This window comes from Sporosarcina sp. FSL K6-5500 (assembly GCF_038005665.1).
In the GTDB taxonomy this organism is placed as follows: domain Bacteria; phylum Bacillota; class Bacilli; order Bacillales_A; family Planococcaceae; genus Sporosarcina; species Sporosarcina psychrophila.
Window position 1 is genome coordinate 2,389,111 of the sequence record NZ_JBBOTP010000001.1, and the last position, 18,390, is coordinate 2,407,500.

The window sequence follows — 18,390 nt, forward strand, 5'->3', positions numbered from 1 at the left end:
CTTTGAATTGAGCTTGTTCCACTACCTACAAAATCTGTGACATCCGGGCCAACAAGGAGGAATTGCAGTTCATTCCTCCCTGTAGATTCGTTCGTATTCATCTCGCCACTTAATAGAGTGGGAGACTTCTGTAGCTGACGCTTCGCTTTCAGTACAAAAAGATTTGCTGAATGAAAGTTAGAAGCCATATACATATCAATACCCGTTTATGCTCAATGATAAGCATATGCGATAAGGAGGAAATGATGCAAATAATAGTGAAGAAAGACGAATTTCGCGAAGCGCTTCTTTCCTGGTATCGTCGTGAAAAAAGAGATTTACCTTGGAGAAGAACGTCGAATCCATATTACATTTGGGTCTCCGAAGTGATGTTGCAACAAACGAGGGTTGATACCGTTATACCTTATTATGAACGGTTTATCGCAAGTTTTCCGACGATGGAAGCACTTGCGGGAGCGGAAGAAAACGATTTATTGAAAATGTGGGAAGGTCTTGGTTATTATTCGCGGGCAAGGAACTTACAAGCAGGAGTGAGGGAAGTTGTGTCGGATTATGGTGGAGAGGTTCCTTCCAATCGAACGGAGATTTCCACATTGAAAGGCGTTGGCCCTTACACTGCTGGAGCGGTTCTCAGTATCGCATACGGGGTTCCTGAGCATGCCGTAGATGGCAATGTTATGCGCGTAATATCGAGACTGCTTCTTATAGAAGAAGATATTGCAATTCCGCGTACAAAAAAGATTTTTGAAACGGTGGTCATGGATTTAATAGACCAAGAAGATCCTTCTTCGTTCAATCAAGGACTGATGGAGCTTGGCGCGACAATTTGTACCCCAAAACCGAAATGCCTTCTTTGTCCGGTTCGTGACTTTTGTTTAGCTTTCCAAGAAGGTAGGCAAGAAGAGTTACCTATAAAAACGAAGAAAACGAAAATGAAAATTATACCTGTTGCATCATTTGCAATTCAAAATAGTGAAGGTGAGTGGTTAATGCGGCAGCGACCTTCGAAAGGGCTACTTGCAAGTTTGTGGGAGTTTCCAATGGTCGAGCCAGCGGATGATAAAACACCACAAAAAATGGCTCATGAACATTTCGGTATCGAACTAGTGGGGATAGTTGATATACTAATTTTCAAACATATCTTTTCCCATTTGACATGGGAGATGAAAAGCTTCGGGGCACGGATTGAAAAGACTGATATAATCCCTGATGGTTACCAGTTTTTCTCGCAGGAAGAAGTGGAAGCGCTGCCGAAACCAGTGCCGGTTTTAAAAATTTGGGATGAAATTAAACGAGGAGGACTAAAATGATGGCTGAAAATAAAGTAGCAATGGTGACAGGAAGTTCAAGAGGATTAGGAAAAGCACTTGCGATTGAACTCGCAAAACAAGGTTATGATATTGTAGTGAATTATGCACGAAGCCGTTCTGCAGCTGAAGAAACAGTGAAAGAAATCGAGGCACTTGGCAGGAGAGCAATTATGATCCGTGCAAATGTCGGTGATGTTAAAAAACTTCGTACGATGTTTGAACAAGTAAAAGAGGAATTCGGCCGTTTAGACGTATTTGTTTCAAACGCAGCATCGGGTGTTTTGCGTCCAATTATGGAACTCGAAGAAACACATTGGGATTGGACGATGAATATCAATGCGAAAGCAATGCTATTTGGCGCACAAGAAGCGGCAAGACTTATGGACAAAGGCGGAAAAATCCTTGGAGTTAGCTCACTTGGATCTATTCGATATCTTGACAACTACACGACAGTAGGCGTTTCGAAAGCGGCAATTGAATCGTTGACTCGCTACCTGGCTGTCGAGCTTGCGCCACTAGGAATTGCTGTTAATACTGTTTCGGGCGGCGCGCTTGATACCGAAGCACTAAAACATTTCCCTAATCGTGATGAATTGCTAGAAGATGCGCGTATTAATACGCCAGCGGGTCGCATGGTTGAAATTGAAGACATGGTGAAAGCGGCGATGTTCCTGATCTCGGCTGATTCAGATATGATTCGTGGACAGACGATTATTGTCGACGGCGGACGATCGATTTTACTGTAAAAAATTCCAATTGAATAAAAAATGACTCCTTGCACATGATAGTTGTACGGAGGTGAAAATCCATTGACCAAAAATAACCCGAATCAAACTGATGCGAACCAAGTACGAAAACAGAACCAAGCATCACAACAACAAAACCGAAATGCAATGAATGAGGAGTTTGCTTCTGAAACTGATGTAAATCAGGTTAAGAAACAAAACCAACAATCAATGCAAAAAATGCACAACCAAAAACAAAATCAAAATGCGATGACTGAGGAGTTTGGTTCCGAAACTGATGTAAATCAAGTTAGGAAACAAAACCAACAATCCGAAGCAAACAAAACCAATGCTTCTGGACAGCGCTCGAATCAGTTCGAGAACGGTTCGAAATAAGTAAATGGATACCGCCGGCCGGCAGGAGCTTTACGCTTCTGCCGGTTTTTTATGGATACAAATGACGTCATGAATGGAAATAAAAGTTGAAAGGTTTCAAATAGTACCGTTCTGTTGGTATAATGATGAGATAATAATGGCTTCGAAATTTTCCGGCAACCAAAAGGTGGGTTAATCATGACGATTGCTAAAGAAGGAGAAACGATACAAGTACATAGTTATAAACATAATGGTAAAATCCATCGGGTTTGGCAGGAAACTGTAGTACTGAAAGGAACGCGTAATATTGTCATCGGTGCAAATGAAAGGACGCTTGTAACAGAGTCGGACGGACGCACATGGTTGACACGCGAGCCTTCCATTTGCTATTTTCACGCTGAGCACTGGTTCAATATCATTTGCATGTTAAGAGAAGATGGCGTTTATTATTACATTAACATGAGCTCACCTTTCGTTTATGATAACAAATCATTGAAGTATATTGATTATGACCTTGACGTAAAAGTGTTCCCGGATATGAGTTATATGATTCTTGACGAGGATGAATATGCTGAACACAGGAAACAAATGGGCTATCCTGATGTCATCGATCAGATATTACAAAAGAACCTGGATACCTTGCTAGGGTGGATTAAGCAGCGCAGGGGACCATTTGCTTCCGACTTCATTGAAGTATGGACTTCCAGATATGAATTCTACAAACAGGTCAAGAAAAGTAAGTGAAAAGCCTGATTGCTATTGCAAGGATGCGGTCGTTGCGACAAGATGTAGCAACCTTAGACTGCCTTCCTTTTTCACTTATGCCTGTCGCGAAAGATTGCGACAGGCATTTTTAACTCGGGTCGGAATCTAGACTCCAGGCGCGAGCCCCTAAGTCGCTTCAGTCTTGCCGAAAAGGCAAAGATCGCCTTTATCATCAAGTCTTTCGGGAGGGATTGAACTGCATCCCTCCAACTTGTCGGGGCTAAACGGCGCCTTACGCTTTTCTTAGTAGGAGGTACAAAGATGGGTGACAGCATAAAACGCTATATGAAGTTTGTTAAGCCATACAACTGGTTAATAATATTGACGATACTTATTGGAATTGTGAAATTCGCAATTCCATTGTTCATCCCACTGCTGATGAAAATTGTAATTGATGACATTATCGGATCGGATACACTTACTAAAGCAGAGATGACGCGCCAATTATTTTATTGGCTTGGCGGGACAGTTCTTGTGTTCTTTATCATCCGCCCTCCAGTTGAGTATTACCGGCAATATTATGCCCAGTATGTGAGCAATAAGATTTTGTATGATATACGGAAAGAATTGTATTCACATCTGCAAAAATTGAGTCTTAGCTACTATTCAAATACACGAGCTGGAGAAATCATTTCGCGCGTTATAAATGATGTGGAGCAAACGAAAAACTTTGTAATGATTGGTCTTATGAATGTTTGGCTTGACCTCGCGACAATCATCATCGCAGTTGTCATTATGCTGACAATGGATGTTCCGCTGACGCTTGTGACTCTACTTGCATTCCCTTTTTATGCGTACAGCGTCAAACACTTTTTCGGGAAACTGCGGGAGTTGACTGGGAAACGATCCCAAGCACTTGCGGATGTGCAAAGCTACCTGCATGAACGCGTTTCTGGAGTAAGTGTTATAAAAAGCTTTGCACTTGAAGATGAGGAACAACAACGTTTCGATAAGACAAATGGCAACTTCCTCGATAAAGCAATTGATCATACAAAGTGGAATGCGAAAGCATTTGCAGTTGTCAATACGATTACTGATGTTGCACCGCTTCTCGTTCTTGCGTATGCGGGCTATCAGGTTATCAATAATGATTTGTCAGTTGGAACGATGGTTGCCTTCATCGCATACATCGATCGCGTGTATAATCCATTGCGACGATTGGTCAATGCATCGACATCACTCACACAGTCATTTGCCTCTATGGACCGTGTTTTTGACTTGATGGAACAGGAGTATGATGTAACAAATAAGTCCGGTGCAACCCAACTACCTCCAATTGAAGGGGAAATTGAGTTCAACAATGTGAGCTTTACGTATGAACAGGATGGGGAAACAATCCTGGATGGTATTAATTTCACTGTGAAGCCAGGTGAAACAGTCGCGTTTGTAGGCATGAGTGGCGGAGGGAAATCAACAATCGTTGGCTTGATACCAAGATTTTATGATGTGGCGGGCGGGACTGTGCGTATTGACGGGTATGATTTGCGTGACGTCAATATAAAATCGCTTCGTGAACAGATTGGAATTGTTTTGCAAGATACTATATTGTTTAGTGATTCCGTGAAGAGTAATATTTTGATGGGGAAATCGGATGCAACAGATGAAGAAGTGATTGCTGCTGCTAAAGCGGCGAATGCACATGAGTTCATCGAAGGGCTCCCGCTCGGTTACGATACCAAAGTAGGGGAACGTGGCGTGAAGTTATCGGGTGGTCAGAAGCAACGAATTGCAATTGCACGTGTCTTCTTGAAAAATCCACCGCTCCTTATCTTAGATGAAGCGACATCCGCACTTGACCTTGAAAGTGAGGCGCTCATTCAGGAATCACTTGAACGACTTGCGCATGAAAGAACAACCCTCATTGTTGCTCACCGTTTGTCGACAATTACACATGCTGATAAGATTTTCGTCATTGATTCAGGACAGTTAAAAGAGACGGGTACACACGAGCAATTGATGAAATTACAAGGAATTTACTATGGTTTGTTCCAAGTTCAAGTACTTGGAAATTCAAAATGATATATAGGGTGAAATAAACAATCTTATTGAATGTGCTTCGGCTATGGCTTAGTTTATATAGGCATACATTTTTTCAACATATATAGTTATTCTAACGTTGAAAAAATAACTTCCCATTGAACTTGACGAAAAGGGCATTGGATTTAGTTGAAACTCCTATATAATAATTAGGTCGGAGTTCGGAGCGTTTTAGCGGTTATCAGATCCATAGTGAGTGGAATCGCGATGATTTAGAATAATGGAGGGATTTTTATGAAAAAAGTAAAGTTTGGGCCATTGGCTTTGATAGTGATTGTTTCCCTTTCGGTAATACTTGGTGCGTGTACTTCATCGGGTTTGGACGATGAGAGTACGCAGGAAAATGCAAAGAAAATATTAGTTTACGGACATAGCGGGAATTCCACGTCATTAGACCCAGCTCATATGAAGGAAGGGGATTCCACCCATGTTACTGTCAATCTATATGAGACACTCGTGAATCTGGATGAGCAGGGCACGACTGTAGTTCCAGGCTTGGCAGAAAAGTGGGATTCTAGTAAAGACGGTTTGACGTACACGTTCCAGTTACGGAAAGATGTCAAATTCCATGACGGTACAGATTTTAATGCAGATGCAGTCATGAAAAACTTTGAGCGCTGGACTAACGGCGATGCAGAAGAGTTTCCTTTCTACAGTTCGGTATTTAATGGTTTCAAAGGGGATGACAGTCGTATTATTGAATCGGTGGCGACTGACGGCGATGATACTGTAACAATCAAGTTGAATAACCCACAAGCATCATTCTTGAAAAATCTAACGATGAGTCCGTTCTCGATTGTTAGTCCGAACGTATTTGAACAAAGCGATGAGGAATTTGAAAGCGATCCTATAGGTACGGGACCGTTCCAATACTTCGAAGGGAAACAGAATGAAGCAATCGTAGTTGTGAAATTTCAAGAGTATTGGCAAGAAAGTTTGCCGAAGCTTGAAAAAATCATCTTCAAGTCAATTCCTGATAACACTGCACGCTTGAATGCGTTGATTGCAGGGGATATCGATCTAGCCGATAGTATTAATCCGGCAGATAGAATGAAAGTTGACGACGATGCCGACTTACAATTTTTTGAACGACCTTTTATGGAAAACATTTATGAAGATGCTCCTTCCATATTTGCTGCCGATTCAACACCACTTTTCGGAGCGACAAAATACATGATGAATTACTTACCACAAGTAACGGGTTTTGATGTGTTGTCGAAAGTGGAGTTCGAATTACCAGCAGAAGAAGAAGAAGAAGAAGAAGAAGAGTGAAAAAGCTATCCGATTGGCCGATACCATGGTCAATCGGATAGCTTTTTTTCGGCAGTAAATGAACACATCACCTATAGTTGATAGGAAGCAGTACCAAGAGTATGCCTTTGTTATTATAAGAATATATAAAAAAAGTATTGCATTTATTCTGTATAATCGTATAATTAAAACGACCTATTAATTCTGAAAATAACTAATTGATTGATTAAGAAAAAGGGTGATCTGATGGATGAGAGGAAGACTGTCCTCCAAGTAAAAGATTTACAGACGACCTTTTTTACTGATTCGGGGGAAATACCGGCTGTTGATCATATTGACTTTCACTTGAATGAAGGAGAAATCCTGGGAATTGTCGGAGAATCTGGCTGCGGGAAAAGTGTAACCTCCTTATCGATAATGGGGCTAGTACCAAAGCCTCCTGGGAAAGTTGTCGGAGGTAAAATATTATTTGAAGATAAAGATTTGCTGACCATGAATGAAAAACAGATGCGGCGTATTCGAGGAAACGACATTGCGATGATTTTCCAAGAACCTATGACATCACTGAATCCATTGTTCTCGATTGGCAATCAAATGACAGAAGCAGTGCGGATTCACGAAAAAGGCTGGTCTAAGAAAAAGGCTGAGGGAAAAGCAGTTGAAATGTTGAAACTGGTCGGTTTGCCTCGTGCAGAGGAAATGATGAGAGACTATCCTCACCAATTATCGGGTGGAATGCGACAGCGTGTAATGATTGCGATGGCATTGGTATGTGATCCTAAAGTACTTATAGCTGACGAACCGACCACTGCTCTTGATGTGACGATTCAAGCGCAGATATTGAAGTTAATGAGAGAATTAAATACGAGATTGAATACAGCTGTTCTCCTTATTACTCACGACTTGGGTGTCGTTGCAGAAACATGCGAACGTGTCATTGTCATGTATGCTGGACAAATTATTGAAGAAGCATCCGTTAAGATGATCTTCGAAGATCCACAGCATCCTTATACAAAAGGGTTAATTCAATCCGTTCCCGACATGCGCTACAAAAAGGAGCGACTCTATTCTATCCCTGGTAGCGTGCCGAAACCCGGTTCAATCCGGCAGGGGTGCAGATTTGCTGCGAGATGTGAGTTTGCATTTGATCGTTGTCTAACAGAAAACCCTGAACTATATGAAACATCGGATGTTCACCAGACTCGATGCTTCCTATACGACAGAGAAGGGGTGAAACAGCATGACAACAAAGCCCTTATTGAAAGTTGAAGGTTTGAAAAAGTATTTTCCAGTTAAAAAAGGAATTCTTGGCAGAACAGTCGGTTATGTCAAAGCGGTAGATGACGTATCGTTTTACGTGAATGAAGGCGAAACGCTCGGCATTGTAGGTGAATCTGGATGCGGTAAATCGACAACGGGCCGGATGCTGATGCGACTTCTTGAACCAACCGAAGGAAAAGTTGAATTTGACGGCAAAGATTTGACGTCCTTGTCTACCGGAGAAATGCGGAAAACGAGACGTGACATCCAAATGGTATTCCAAGATCCATACGCATCTCTCAATCCGCGTCACACGATTGAAAAGATATTAGAAGAGCCGCTCATTGTGCACGGCATTGATAATTCGAAAGAGCGGAAAAGGAAAGTGCGTGAATTCCTTGAAATTGTTGGACTAAGCGCATATCATGCCAAGCGCTATCCGCATCAGTTTAGTGGAGGACAGCGGCAGCGTATTGGGATTGCTCGAGCGCTAATGACAAATCCGAAACTGATAATTGCTGATGAACCTGTTTCGGCTCTCGATGTGTCGATTCAGTCTCAAGTGTTAAACCTGATGCAAGATTTGCAGAAGGAATTCAATCTCACTTATATCTTCATAGCCCATGATCTAGGAGTCGTCCGTCATATTAGTGATCGTGTCGGCGTTATGTATCTTGGAAAGATGGTAGAAATGGCAGACAGCGAGCAGCTCTATGCGAAACCGCTTCATCCGTATACGCAGGCACTATTGTCAGCGGTTCCAGTACCTGATCCAGACTTCAAGAAAGAGCAAATTCTTCTTGAAGGGGATATTCCAAACCCAGCGAATCCTCCTAGTGGCTGCACGTTTCATACGCGCTGTCCGCATAAAATGGAAATTTGCACGAAAGTTACACCAAGGCTTGTCGAGCATGATTCGGGTCATTCTGTCGCCTGTCACCTTTACAGTGAGCAGGTAGACAATGATATAAAACAGTTGGAGGGGTCAATATGAGAAAAAGGAAGTTAGGTTTACTAGCACTGATGTTGCTTCTCGTTCTTTCGGCAGCGCTAGCCGCTTGTGGGTCAGATGCCGACGATGGCAAGAAGGAAGACGGTAAAGAGGAAGGTACTAAAACTGAAGATGGTAAAAATGTGAAAGATACATTAGTGTTTGGACGCGGTGGGGATTCGACTTCACTCGATCCATCAAGGGTGACTGAAGGAGAATCATTCAAAGTTACAGTCAACATTTACGAAACGCTTCTGAATTTCGGGGAGAGTGATACAGAAATTAATCCAGGACTTGCAACTGAATGGGAACCAAGTGAAGATGGTTTAACGTACACGTTCAAACTACGTGAAGGCATTAAGTTCCATGATGGAACTGACTTCAATGCTGACGCGGTCGTTAAAAATTTCGAGCGTTGGGCTAATGGGGATGCAGAAAAATTCCCATATTATAACACAACATTCGGTGGTTTTAAAGGTGATGAAGGTCATGTTATTGAGTCGGTTACAGCAGACGGTGATAATACAGTCCTAATAAAATTAACGCGTCCACAAGCACCATTCCTTAAAAATATTGCAATGAGCATGTTTGCAATTGCAAGTCCGACTGCATTTGAAATAGGTGACGATCAATTCGAAAGAAATCCAGTAGGTACAGGTCCATTCAAGTTCGTAGAATGGAAACCTAATGAAACAATCACAATTGAAAAATTTGATGACTATTGGGATGCAGAACTACCAAAACTTAAAAGAATTATCTTCCGTTCAATTCCTGACAACTCTGCACGTTTGAATGCATTGATGGCTGGAGATATCGAACTTGCAGATGGCATTAATCCATCAGATGGCAAATCGATTGAAGATAATGAAAAACTTCAATTGTTTGTACGTCCGTCTTTGAACGTAGGTTATTTAGGTCTTACAGTAACACGTCCTCCTTTCGATAAAAAAGAGGTGCGCCAAGCGATTAACTATGCAATCGACAAACAATCAATTATTGACTCATTCTTCGAAGGACGTGCGGATGTCGCGAAAAACCCGATGCCACCATCCATTTCAGGCTATAACGATGATGTCGAAGGATATGAATACAATCCTGAAAAAGCGAAAGAACTTCTAAAATCGGTAGGACTTGAAGACGGTTTTGAGATGGATCTATGGGCAATGCCGGTACCACGTCCATACATGCCGGATGGTAAAAAAGTTGCTGAAGTCATTCAGAAAAACCTTGCAGACATAGGAATTACTGCGAAAATTGTTTCGCATGAATGGGCAACTTATCTTGACCTTGCAAGTAAAGGGGATGCAGATGCGTTCATGCTCGGCTGGACTGGGGATAACGGAGATGCAGATAACTTCCTATATGCATTGCTAGATGAAGACAATATCGGTAGCAATAACTATACGTACTATAAGAACGACAAACTCCACGACATCCTTATCGCAGCACAAACTGAAATCGATGAGGAGAAACGAAATGAATTGTACAAAGAAGCACAGGTCATCATTCATGATGACGCCCCATGGGTACCACTTGCTCACTCAACTCCGCTTCTTGGAGGATCTGAAGATTTAACAGGTTTTGTTCCAGGCCCAATTGCTTCGGATTTATTGTCGAAAGTAGAATTCAAGTAAAAGATTATAAGAAATGAACGGAAAGGGAGAGGTCTTTCAGATTTCTTCCTTTTCACTTTCATTTGATGGATACATATAAGTTGATAGAAAAGTTGGAGAGGTGAAAAATTATGCTCAGCTACATTGGAAAAAGAATGCTGCAGCTCATTCCTGTCCTGCTTGGGATGACGTTTATCGTATTCATGATTATCCGTGCAATCCCGGGTAACCCCGCCCAAATTATTCTTGGGCAGCAGGCGACTAAAGAGTCAGTCGAAGCGCTGACGATAAAGCTTGGTTTGGATAACCCTTGGTATGTTCAGTATTTCAAATACTTGGGTGACCTTTTAAAAGGAGATTTGGGCGAGTCCATGAGAACTCGAGCTCCTGTATCAGATGAAATATGGCCTTATTTAGCAGCTACGTTTGAATTGGCGCTATTCGCCATCGTTATTGCAGTTATTATCGGTATCAATGCAGGGATTATCTCGGCATGGTTTCAAAATTCATGGTTTGACTATACTGCGATGATTTTGGCACTTGTTGGTGTGTCTATGCCTATCTTCTGGCTTGGCCTTATGGGGCAATGGGTTTTTGCTGTAGAAAATCCATGGTTGCCGACTGGAGGGCGAGAGGAAGTACGCGATCCTATCAACGCCATAACGAATCTCTATGTACTTGATACAATTATTCAAGGCCGTTTTGATCAGTTATGGCAGGTTTTCCGTCACCTTATTTTACCAGGACTAGCACTGGCAACAATTCCGATGGCAATTATCGCACGGATGACCCGTTCAAGTATGCTCGAAGTAATGCGCTCCGATTATATTCGTACCGCACGGGCAAAAGGGCAGAAAATGTTTTGGGTCGTATATAAGCATGCGCTTAAAAATGCAATCATTCCGGTGTTAACAATTATTGGTCTGCAAATGGGAATGTTGCTTGGTGGTGCGATTTTGACTGAGACAATTTTTGCTTGGCCTGGTGTTGGGCGTTATATTTACGACGCAATTGGATTCCGAGATTATCCCGTCATTCAGTCAGCGATTCTAATTGTGGCACTCTTCTTTGTTTTGATCAACTTGCTTGTAGACTTGCTCTATAGTCTGATAGATCCGAGGATTAAATATGATTGAGGAAGGGGGAAGCACTTATGTCTGAATTTGTACCTAAGGCCGATGGAATTGCGAATAATAAAGTTGATAAAACTGCAGGACCTTGGCGTGAAGCTTGGAATGGCTTTAAAAAGAGTAAAGTGGCAGTTGTCGGTATGGGTATTGTTATATTCTTTATCCTGCTAGCGGGTTTCGGTTTTGCGGCGGAACAAGGTTATCTTGGTCCAAACATTGGACTAGAGGGCATTAACGACCAAAAGTTATCGGATCGGCTTCTCCCTCCTTCAAGTGAATATTGGTTTGGAACAGATGACCTTGGAAGGGATATTTTTTCCCGAATTGTTCATGGTGCCCGAATTTCACTATGGGTTGGATTCTTTTCTGTAATCGGATCGGTAGTTGTTGGAAGTGCATTGGGTATCGTAGCAGGTTATTATGGCAGATGGGTTGATACGATTATTTCACGTGTGTTCGACATTATGCTAGCATTTCCTTCTATCTTGTTGGCCATTGCAATTGTTTCCGTACTTGGTCCGAGTCTGCAAAATGCGCTTATCGCAATCGCAGTTATAAATGTGCCGAACTTTGGACGGCTCATTCGTTCAAAAGTATTGAGTATAAAAGAAGATGAATATATTACTGCGGCAAAAGGGATCGGAATGAAAGATGCTAGGATTCTGTTTTCTCATATCTTGCCGAACTCTATGGCGCCGGTAATTGTTCAAGGAACTCTAGCAATTGCAACGGCAATCCTTGAAGCAGCTGCACTTGGGTTTTTAGGACTGGGTGCACAAGCGCCAATGCCAGAGTGGGGAAAAATGTTAGCAGATTCAAAAAGCTTCCTACATTCAGCTCCGTGGACAATGATTTTCCCTGGTATCGCAATTATGCTTACAGTACTGGGCTTTAACTTAATGGGTGATGGTTTACGTGATGCACTCGATCCTAAGATGAAGAGTTAAGATAATAAAAATGTCCCGTAAGCCGAAGGAGTACATCGGCTCGCGGGACATTTTTTCAATAGAAAAGAAAGAATAAGCTTTTCGACTGAGGTCGCTGTCTAGACTTCAGGCGCTTTTCTTAATAGATTTCTTCTGTCAGTTTCGAATTCACTTTATTGTTATGATACTTCTGAAATAGAACAATCAGCTTGTCAAAGTGTTCAAGTTGTTCTTCATAATTAAAGATAGACGACAGGATATGAAGAAGATGATAGGCGGAAAATTCCTCTTCTTCTTTCGTAAGGGCAATTTCCTTTGCAAAAATCTCCATCACCTCATGACGCTGGATGTATTCTTCATTCGGACTGGTATTTACTGCGTCAGACTTCAGTTTACCAACGAACTTCAGATGGAGTTGTTCGTGATATGTGAGCAGTGCGTCGAGACGCTCCTGCACCATCATCCGGAAATGTTCCGGCAAATCAATCAGTTCATTTTCATACTGATGAAGTCTTTTCAGTACATCATAACTGCTCCTTGAAGTAGCAACCATTTGTCTGTAAACGACAAGTTTTCTCGCTTTGTTTCTCGTATTCTTTTTGAAGTAGCTCCGTTCCTCTTTGAATAGCGTGTACAGCTGATCTACCTGAGAAAGGCGCTCCTTCGATTTTGTCAGTGACTTTTTTGTTGCTAAGTGATCAGATGCTTGCCTTCCAGCAAGGCGGGTCCAACGAATAATTTCGTCTTGTGCCTGATGAATGGACTCAAATAATTTTGTTTCATATTTTGGTGGCATGAACAGCAAGTTCACAACGAAAGCGGCAAGAATACCGATAATCAATGTCAAAAATCTGAGCAATGCAAATGACAGGAACTCATCGCCTTTGATTTCCATTATGGCGATCATTACCACGAGTGCCATCGAAATTGATTTTTCTAGGCCCAATTTAATCATTATTAATATAATAATGACCGCGGCAAGTCCTATGAAGACTAGCTGATTACCAAACAGGAGAACAAATAAAACCGCAACAACTGCGCCAATTATATTACCTTGAACCTGTTCGATAATTGTTAAATAAGATCTATAGATAGAAGGTTGGATGGCAAAAATGGCCGCGATTCCCGCAAACAATGGATGCGGCATGTGTAAAATTTCTGCTAGGAACAATGCGAACATAATCGCAATGCCCGTTTTAAAAATGCGGGCACCAAGTATCATGGGGGTTATCCTTTCTGATCAAATACGCCTTGGCGTATTTGCGCACAGACTTTTATCGAGCCTGCTCGATAAATTCCACTTAAAAGTCTGTGGCATCCGTCGGAGACTGTAACTTCATTTAGCTAGAGTTTTGCTCCTACCAAGTTGTATGCCTATTTTGCAAATACCTATCACTTTATCGAAGTGGAAGGCTTCCGCTAAATGAAGTTAAAGCTGTTTTTCGCTACTGTACCTTAACAATACCGTGCGGTCAACCGTTTATAGAAGTTGCGAGCTCTTTGAATGAATGATCGACTGCAACAAGTGTATCCATAATGTCTTCTTCCGTATGAGCAATTGTTAAAAACCACGCTTCATACTTGGAAGGTGCAAGGTTTATACCGTTTTTTAACATCAGTTTGAAGAACTTGGCGAACACATTGCCGTCTGTTGCTTCAGCTTGTTCGTAGTTTTCGACTTTTACGTCTGTAAAGAACAAAGTAAGGGCTCCTCCAAGACGATTTGTCGTTAATGTAATTCCGTGCTCTTTTGCAGATTTTACAATGCCCTCTTCAAGAATAGCACCTAGACGGTCCATTTCTTCATAAATACCAGGCGTTTGGAGAACTTCTAGAAGAGCAATTCCTGCTAACATCGACGCTGGATTCCCTGCCATTGTCCCTGCTTGATAAGCAGGACCTAGTGGAGCGACTTGTTCCATAATTTCTTTTTTCCCACCGTAACCGCCAATTGGTAAGCCGCCGCCAATAATTTTTCCGAATGCAGTAAGATCGGGTGTTAAACCGAGCAAATCCTGTGCGCCGCCGTAGTGGAAACGGAATGCAGTAATTACTTCATCATAAACAATCAAAGCGCCTTTTTCGGCTGCGATATCATGGACGAGCGGAAGAAACCCTTCTTTTGGTTCAACAATGCCGAAGTTACCAACGATTGGCTCGACTAGAATACATGCGATTTGGTCGCCCCATTTTTCCATTGCTTCTATATAAGCATTAGGATCGTTAAATGGAATCGTAATTACCTCTTTAGCAATCGACTCTGGCACACCTGCTGAATCAGGAGTACCAAGCGTTGCGGGGCCAGAACCTGCTGCAACGAGTACAAGATCCGAATGACCATGGTAGCAGCCTGCAAATTTCATGATTTTTGTCCGCCCTGTATATGCACGAGAAACTCGAATTGTCGTCATGACTGCTTCTGTACCAGAGTTTACAAAACGTACTTTATCCATTCTAGGCATTGCTTCCTTCAACATTTTTGCAAACTTCACTTCATGTCGAGTAGGCGTTCCGTATAGTAAACCTGTTTGCGCGGCTTTAACGATTGCTTCAGTAATATGTGGATGGGCATGCCCCGTAATGATTGGTCCATATGCAGCAAGATAGTCGATGTATTTATTACCGTCGACATCCCAGAAGTAAGCACCTTCTGCACGTTCCATTACTGTAGGGGCTCCGCCGCCAACTGCATGGTATCCGCGCGATGGGCTATTTACCCCTCCTACGATATGCTCGCAAGCTTCATTATAGATTTTTTCTGAATTCGTTCTGATCATTTCAATTCCCCCGTTCAATTCATTACCCTCTCTATTCTAAACAAAATGAAGCAGATAGCCAAAGAATTTGAAACTAAAGAGCGCATTCTGTACGATTAAGGAAAGAATATATTGGAGGAATGGATAATGACGACACTTGAAGGTATGCATGCACCGGAATTTACATTGCCAAATGAGAACGGTGAAATGATTTCGCTAAAAGACTTCGCGGGTGAAAAGTATGTTGTTCTCTATTTTTATCCGAAAGATTCAACACCTGGATGTACAACGCAAGCTTGCGATTTCCGAGATGCGTATGAAGACTTTAGCAAGTTGAATGCAGTAGTGCTTGGAGTGAGCCCTGATGGCGCAGCTTCACATGAGAAATTTATCGGGAAACATGGACTGCCGTTTTCCCTTCTTGTTGATGAAGAGCACACAGTTGCTGAAAAATATGATGTTTGGAAGTTGAAGAAGATGTTCGGTAAGGAGTATATGGGTATTGAGCGTTCGACATTTTTGATTGATCCGACGGGGACGGTTGTTAAAGAATGGCGTAAAGTGAAAGTGAAAGGCCATATAGAAGAAGCACTTGTGACATTGGAGCAACTAACACAGCCTTGAGGGGGAACGAGAAATGGAAGTACTATTCACATTTGATATGAAGAAACATCAGGAACAAGGGCTTGTCATGAAGTTTCCTGAAGTTACATTTCAATTTAACAAAAAGCCGGAAGACATTGAAATTCAAACAGCATCAATTATTGTGACATATGGCGGTGATGTAGACGTTGCGCTACTCGACAAAGCGAAAGCATTGGAATGGATAATGGTTGCGTCGGCTGGCGTTGAAAAAATGCCTCTTGCTGAAATAGCTGAGCGCAACATCGTCATGTCAAATGTTCGCGGTATCCACAAAACACCGATGGCGGAATCCGTTCTCGCGCATACATTATCACTGCAACGGTCGTTACCACTTATTGACGAAAGACAACGGTCAAAAGAATGGAATCGGAAAGTCGGCTCGATTGAATTAAAAGGGTCGACTGCGCTTATCTTAGGTCCTGGCGCAATTGGTTCTGAAATAGGACGCTTACTTCAAGCATTTGGTGTCACTACAATTGGTTGTAACAGATCGGGCAGGGCAAGTGAATCGATGGATGAGACAATAAAGTTTGAAGCTTTGATAGATAGAGTGGGCATAGCAGACTTCGTTATTTCTGTTTTACCGAGTACACCAGAAACAAAAGGGCTGCTAACAGAAGGGCATTTCAAAGCCATGAAGGATAATGCGGTCTTCATGAATTTTGGTCGGGGTGACCTCTTTGCTGAACCGATTCTAATAGATGCATTGAAAAGTAATGAAATCAGGCATGCGGTTCTTGACGTATTTGAAACAGAGCCGCTACCTGCTGACAATGAACTATGGTTACTTGCAAATTGTACGATATCGCCACATGTTTCAAGTCTTTCTGGAAAGTATGTTGAAAGGGCCCTCACTATTTTTGAAGAAAACCTAGGTAAGTGGCAACAGGGGGAGCGGGATCTTCTGAACTTGATTGACATGGAACTTGGCTACTGAGTGGGAACTAAATTGATAGACACAAATGAAGTGGCTCGCACAGCGCTTTAGTTGACATATGCACCCTATTTTAAGTACACTAATGATAATAATTATAAAGTGAGAATCTTTATGGATAGAGGTGCATAGCGATGTCGGAAGTTAGATTGAAAGGCGCGCTGGACGCATTGAAAAATAGTGGCGTCAGAATTACGCCACAGAGGCATGCGATTTTAGAGTATCTTATCTCCTCTGAGTCACATCCAACGGCTGATGATATATATAAAGCACTTGAATCTGATTTTCCTAACATGAGCGTTGCAACAGTATATAATAACCTTCGTGTGTTCCGCAATGCGGGACTTATTAAGGAACTTACTTATGGAGATGCTTCAAGCCGTTTTGACTTTGTTACTCACGATCATTATCATATCATCTGTGATGAATGCGGAACGATTGTTGATTTCCATCATCCTGGACTTGAAGAGGTGGAGCGCTTAGCTTCTCATGTAACAGGATTCAAAGTAAATTATCACCGTCTGGAAGTATATGGTACATGTCCTTCATGTGTTTCGCGCGTAGCGAATACTAAATAAAAAAACGTCCGATACTCCTTCCAGTGAAGGTTGTATCGGACGTTTTTTTTATTCCTTAGAATCCTCTTTTATTGCAGCAGTTTTGTTCTTCGTTCTATTATATGATTCGTCAAACTCTTTTCCTTCTAATGAAGGGTCAAGTGTGAGTGGCTCTCGGCAATGTCCGCACATGTCGACGCGTCCGAGCATTTTCGTATGTTTGCCACAACTAGGACAGACGATTTGGGTGGCTCGAGTGGATAGGGACCCAATCCAAGCATAAACAATCGTACTGCTAAGGATGGCAAGAACACCAAGAAACATGAATATGAGCATAACAATCTCATATTTCCTGAAGAAAATCCCGATATACATAATGACGACCCCGGCAAATATTAAAGCAAGGGCGAATGACCGGATCCTATTTATCTTATTTTTATAGGGCTTCATCCAACGTACCTCCTTGATATATCCTCAATTACTATATCATATATTACGTTTTTTACGTTATTAAACCTTCTTGAATAAAGGATATCCTAGCCTCTTCGTCGAAAGGAAATGGCAGGGAGGTGTGTTAGTGGAACAAGTACTAAGACCAATTTATCAGGAGCGGGCAAGTTTTCCGGAGACACTTGGTGTCATTCTTGTAGAAAAGAGAGGGAAAGAGGATCCGATTACAGATACATTCGATGTGATCCTCCTCATCATTACCGCCGACGATGAAATCCCTGTCTTTACGAAACATTACACAGACGGAAATGAGAAAGCTGCAATGCATATAATTAGTGAAAAGCAGTTGCGGAAATGGTTGGTTCTCGGTTCGAAGAGGAAAGTTGTAGATTGGTTATATTACGGGAAGGTCTACTTCGATCGAAATGAGTTCGTCGAAAAACTGAGAACGGAATTACAGGAGTATCCTTTTTGTGGACGGGATATAAAAATGGGGCTAGAGTTTTCGAAGCTTGTAAGAGGCTATATGGAAGGTAAAAAGTTTTTTGAAGAGGGAAACTACATGGATGCATATCATCACGTTGTTAAATCTCTTCATCATCTTGCGAGACTTGCAGTTATTGAAAACGGGTTATTTCCGGAGGTGACGGTATGGTCTCAAGTGA

Annotated in this window: 18 protein-coding genes (1 of these 18 only partly in view); 15 read left to right on the plus strand and 3 right to left on the minus strand. The window is 42.0% G+C overall.

The features are described 5' to 3' along the window. The first annotated feature begins 245 nt into the window (after positions 1-245). From mutY to nikC, 11 genes are all read left to right on the plus strand, one after another. On the plus strand, positions 246-1,310 hold the full coding sequence (mutY, locus tag MKX62_RS11225; protein ID WP_340742575.1) for an A/G-specific adenine glycosylase: 1,065 nt from the start codon (positions 246-248) through the stop codon (positions 1,308-1,310). Continuing rightward, on the plus strand, positions 1,310-2,056 hold the full coding sequence (fabL, locus tag MKX62_RS11230; protein WP_067205809.1) for an enoyl-[acyl-carrier-protein] reductase FabL: 747 nt from the start codon (positions 1,310-1,312) through the stop codon (positions 2,054-2,056). The genes mutY and fabL overlap by 1 nt, the downstream gene beginning before the upstream one ends. Before the next feature lie 63 nt (positions 2,057-2,119). After that, positions 2,120-2,431: a gamma-type small acid-soluble spore protein gene (locus MKX62_RS11235; protein WP_067205811.1), complete on the plus strand. Its 312-nt coding sequence runs from the start codon at positions 2,120-2,122 to the stop codon at positions 2,429-2,431. A gap of 177 nt (positions 2,432-2,608) precedes the next feature. Next, complete coding sequence (gene ntdP / locus MKX62_RS11240) at positions 2,609-3,154, plus strand: nucleoside tri-diphosphate phosphatase (RefSeq protein WP_067205814.1); 546 nt, start codon at positions 2,609-2,611, stop codon at positions 3,152-3,154. A 282-nt stretch (positions 3,155-3,436) separates the two neighbouring features. Then, the gene (locus MKX62_RS11245; RefSeq protein ID WP_067205817.1) at positions 3,437-5,194 is read left to right on the plus strand and encodes an ABC transporter ATP-binding protein; all 1,758 of its coding nucleotides are present in this window, start codon (positions 3,437-3,439) and stop codon (positions 5,192-5,194) included. Between the two features lie 252 nt (positions 5,195-5,446). Then, positions 5,447-6,484, plus strand: coding sequence for an ABC transporter substrate-binding protein (locus MKX62_RS11250; RefSeq protein ID WP_340741423.1), 1,038 nt, complete (start codon positions 5,447-5,449; stop codon positions 6,482-6,484). Positions 6,485-6,709: 225 nt separating this feature from the next. Beyond that, positions 6,710-7,732, plus strand: a complete 1,023-nt coding sequence (locus tag MKX62_RS11255; RefSeq protein ID WP_067205821.1) for an ABC transporter ATP-binding protein — start codon at positions 6,710-6,712, stop codon at positions 7,730-7,732. Further along, positions 7,704-8,717: an ABC transporter ATP-binding protein gene (locus tag MKX62_RS11260; RefSeq protein WP_338653579.1), complete on the plus strand. Its 1,014-nt coding sequence runs from the start codon at positions 7,704-7,706 to the stop codon at positions 8,715-8,717. The genes MKX62_RS11255 and MKX62_RS11260 overlap by 29 nt, the downstream gene beginning before the upstream one ends. Continuing rightward, positions 8,714-10,348: an ABC transporter substrate-binding protein gene (locus MKX62_RS11265; protein WP_340741424.1), complete on the plus strand. Its 1,635-nt coding sequence runs from the start codon at positions 8,714-8,716 to the stop codon at positions 10,346-10,348. Before MKX62_RS11260 ends, MKX62_RS11265 begins: the two co-directional genes overlap by 4 nt. A gap of 110 nt (positions 10,349-10,458) precedes the next feature. Further along, positions 10,459-11,463, plus strand: coding sequence for an ABC transporter permease (locus tag MKX62_RS11270; protein ID WP_067205829.1), 1,005 nt, complete (start codon positions 10,459-10,461; stop codon positions 11,461-11,463). Between the two features lie 17 nt (positions 11,464-11,480). Next, on the plus strand, positions 11,481-12,404 hold the full coding sequence (gene nikC / locus MKX62_RS11275; protein WP_340741425.1) for a nickel transporter permease: 924 nt from the start codon (positions 11,481-11,483) through the stop codon (positions 12,402-12,404). A gap of 118 nt (positions 12,405-12,522) precedes the next feature. On the opposite strand, the gene MKX62_RS11280 is transcribed toward nikC, so the two are convergent. Both MKX62_RS11280 and MKX62_RS11285 read right to left on the minus strand, forming a co-directional pair. Then, the gene (locus MKX62_RS11280; RefSeq protein ID WP_067205834.1) at positions 12,523-13,605 is read right to left on the minus strand and encodes an FUSC family protein; all 1,083 of its coding nucleotides are present in this window, start codon (positions 13,603-13,605) and stop codon (positions 12,523-12,525) included. A gap of 250 nt (positions 13,606-13,855) precedes the next feature. Then, complete coding sequence (locus tag MKX62_RS11285) at positions 13,856-15,160, minus strand: glutamate-1-semialdehyde 2,1-aminomutase (RefSeq protein ID WP_067213828.1); 1,305 nt, start codon at positions 15,158-15,160, stop codon at positions 13,856-13,858. 126 nt (positions 15,161-15,286) lie between these two features. Between MKX62_RS11285 and bcp the strand changes: the two genes are divergently transcribed. The 3 genes from bcp to perR all read left to right on the plus strand — a co-directional run bounded on the left by bcp (position 15,287) and on the right by perR (position 17,296). Beyond that, entirely contained in the window at positions 15,287-15,763 is a 477-nt protein-coding gene (bcp, locus tag MKX62_RS11290) for a thioredoxin-dependent thiol peroxidase (protein WP_338653573.1), read from the plus strand. A 13-nt stretch (positions 15,764-15,776) separates the two neighbouring features. Then, positions 15,777-16,721 carry a D-2-hydroxyacid dehydrogenase gene (locus tag MKX62_RS11295; protein WP_340741426.1) on the plus strand — a complete coding sequence of 315 codons (945 nt, stop codon included), beginning with the start codon at positions 15,777-15,779 and terminating at the stop codon, positions 16,719-16,721. A 131-nt stretch (positions 16,722-16,852) separates the two neighbouring features. After that, positions 16,853-17,296 carry a peroxide-responsive transcriptional repressor PerR gene (gene perR / locus MKX62_RS11300; RefSeq protein WP_156475952.1) on the plus strand — a complete coding sequence of 148 codons (444 nt, stop codon included), beginning with the start codon at positions 16,853-16,855 and terminating at the stop codon, positions 17,294-17,296. A 48-nt stretch (positions 17,297-17,344) separates the two neighbouring features. On the opposite strand, the gene MKX62_RS11305 is transcribed toward perR, so the two are convergent. After that, positions 17,345-17,725, minus strand: coding sequence for a YgzB family protein (locus tag MKX62_RS11305; protein ID WP_340741427.1), 381 nt, complete (start codon positions 17,723-17,725; stop codon positions 17,345-17,347). A gap of 127 nt (positions 17,726-17,852) precedes the next feature. Here MKX62_RS11305 and MKX62_RS11310 point away from each other — a divergent pair, with 127 nt between their 5' ends. Next, positions 17,853-18,390: the 5' portion of a nucleotidyltransferase-like protein gene (locus MKX62_RS11310; protein ID WP_067205848.1), read on the plus strand. It continues 326 nt past the right edge of the window; only the first 538 of its 864 coding nucleotides appear in the window; it begins with the start codon at positions 17,853-17,855; its stop codon lies off the right edge, out of view.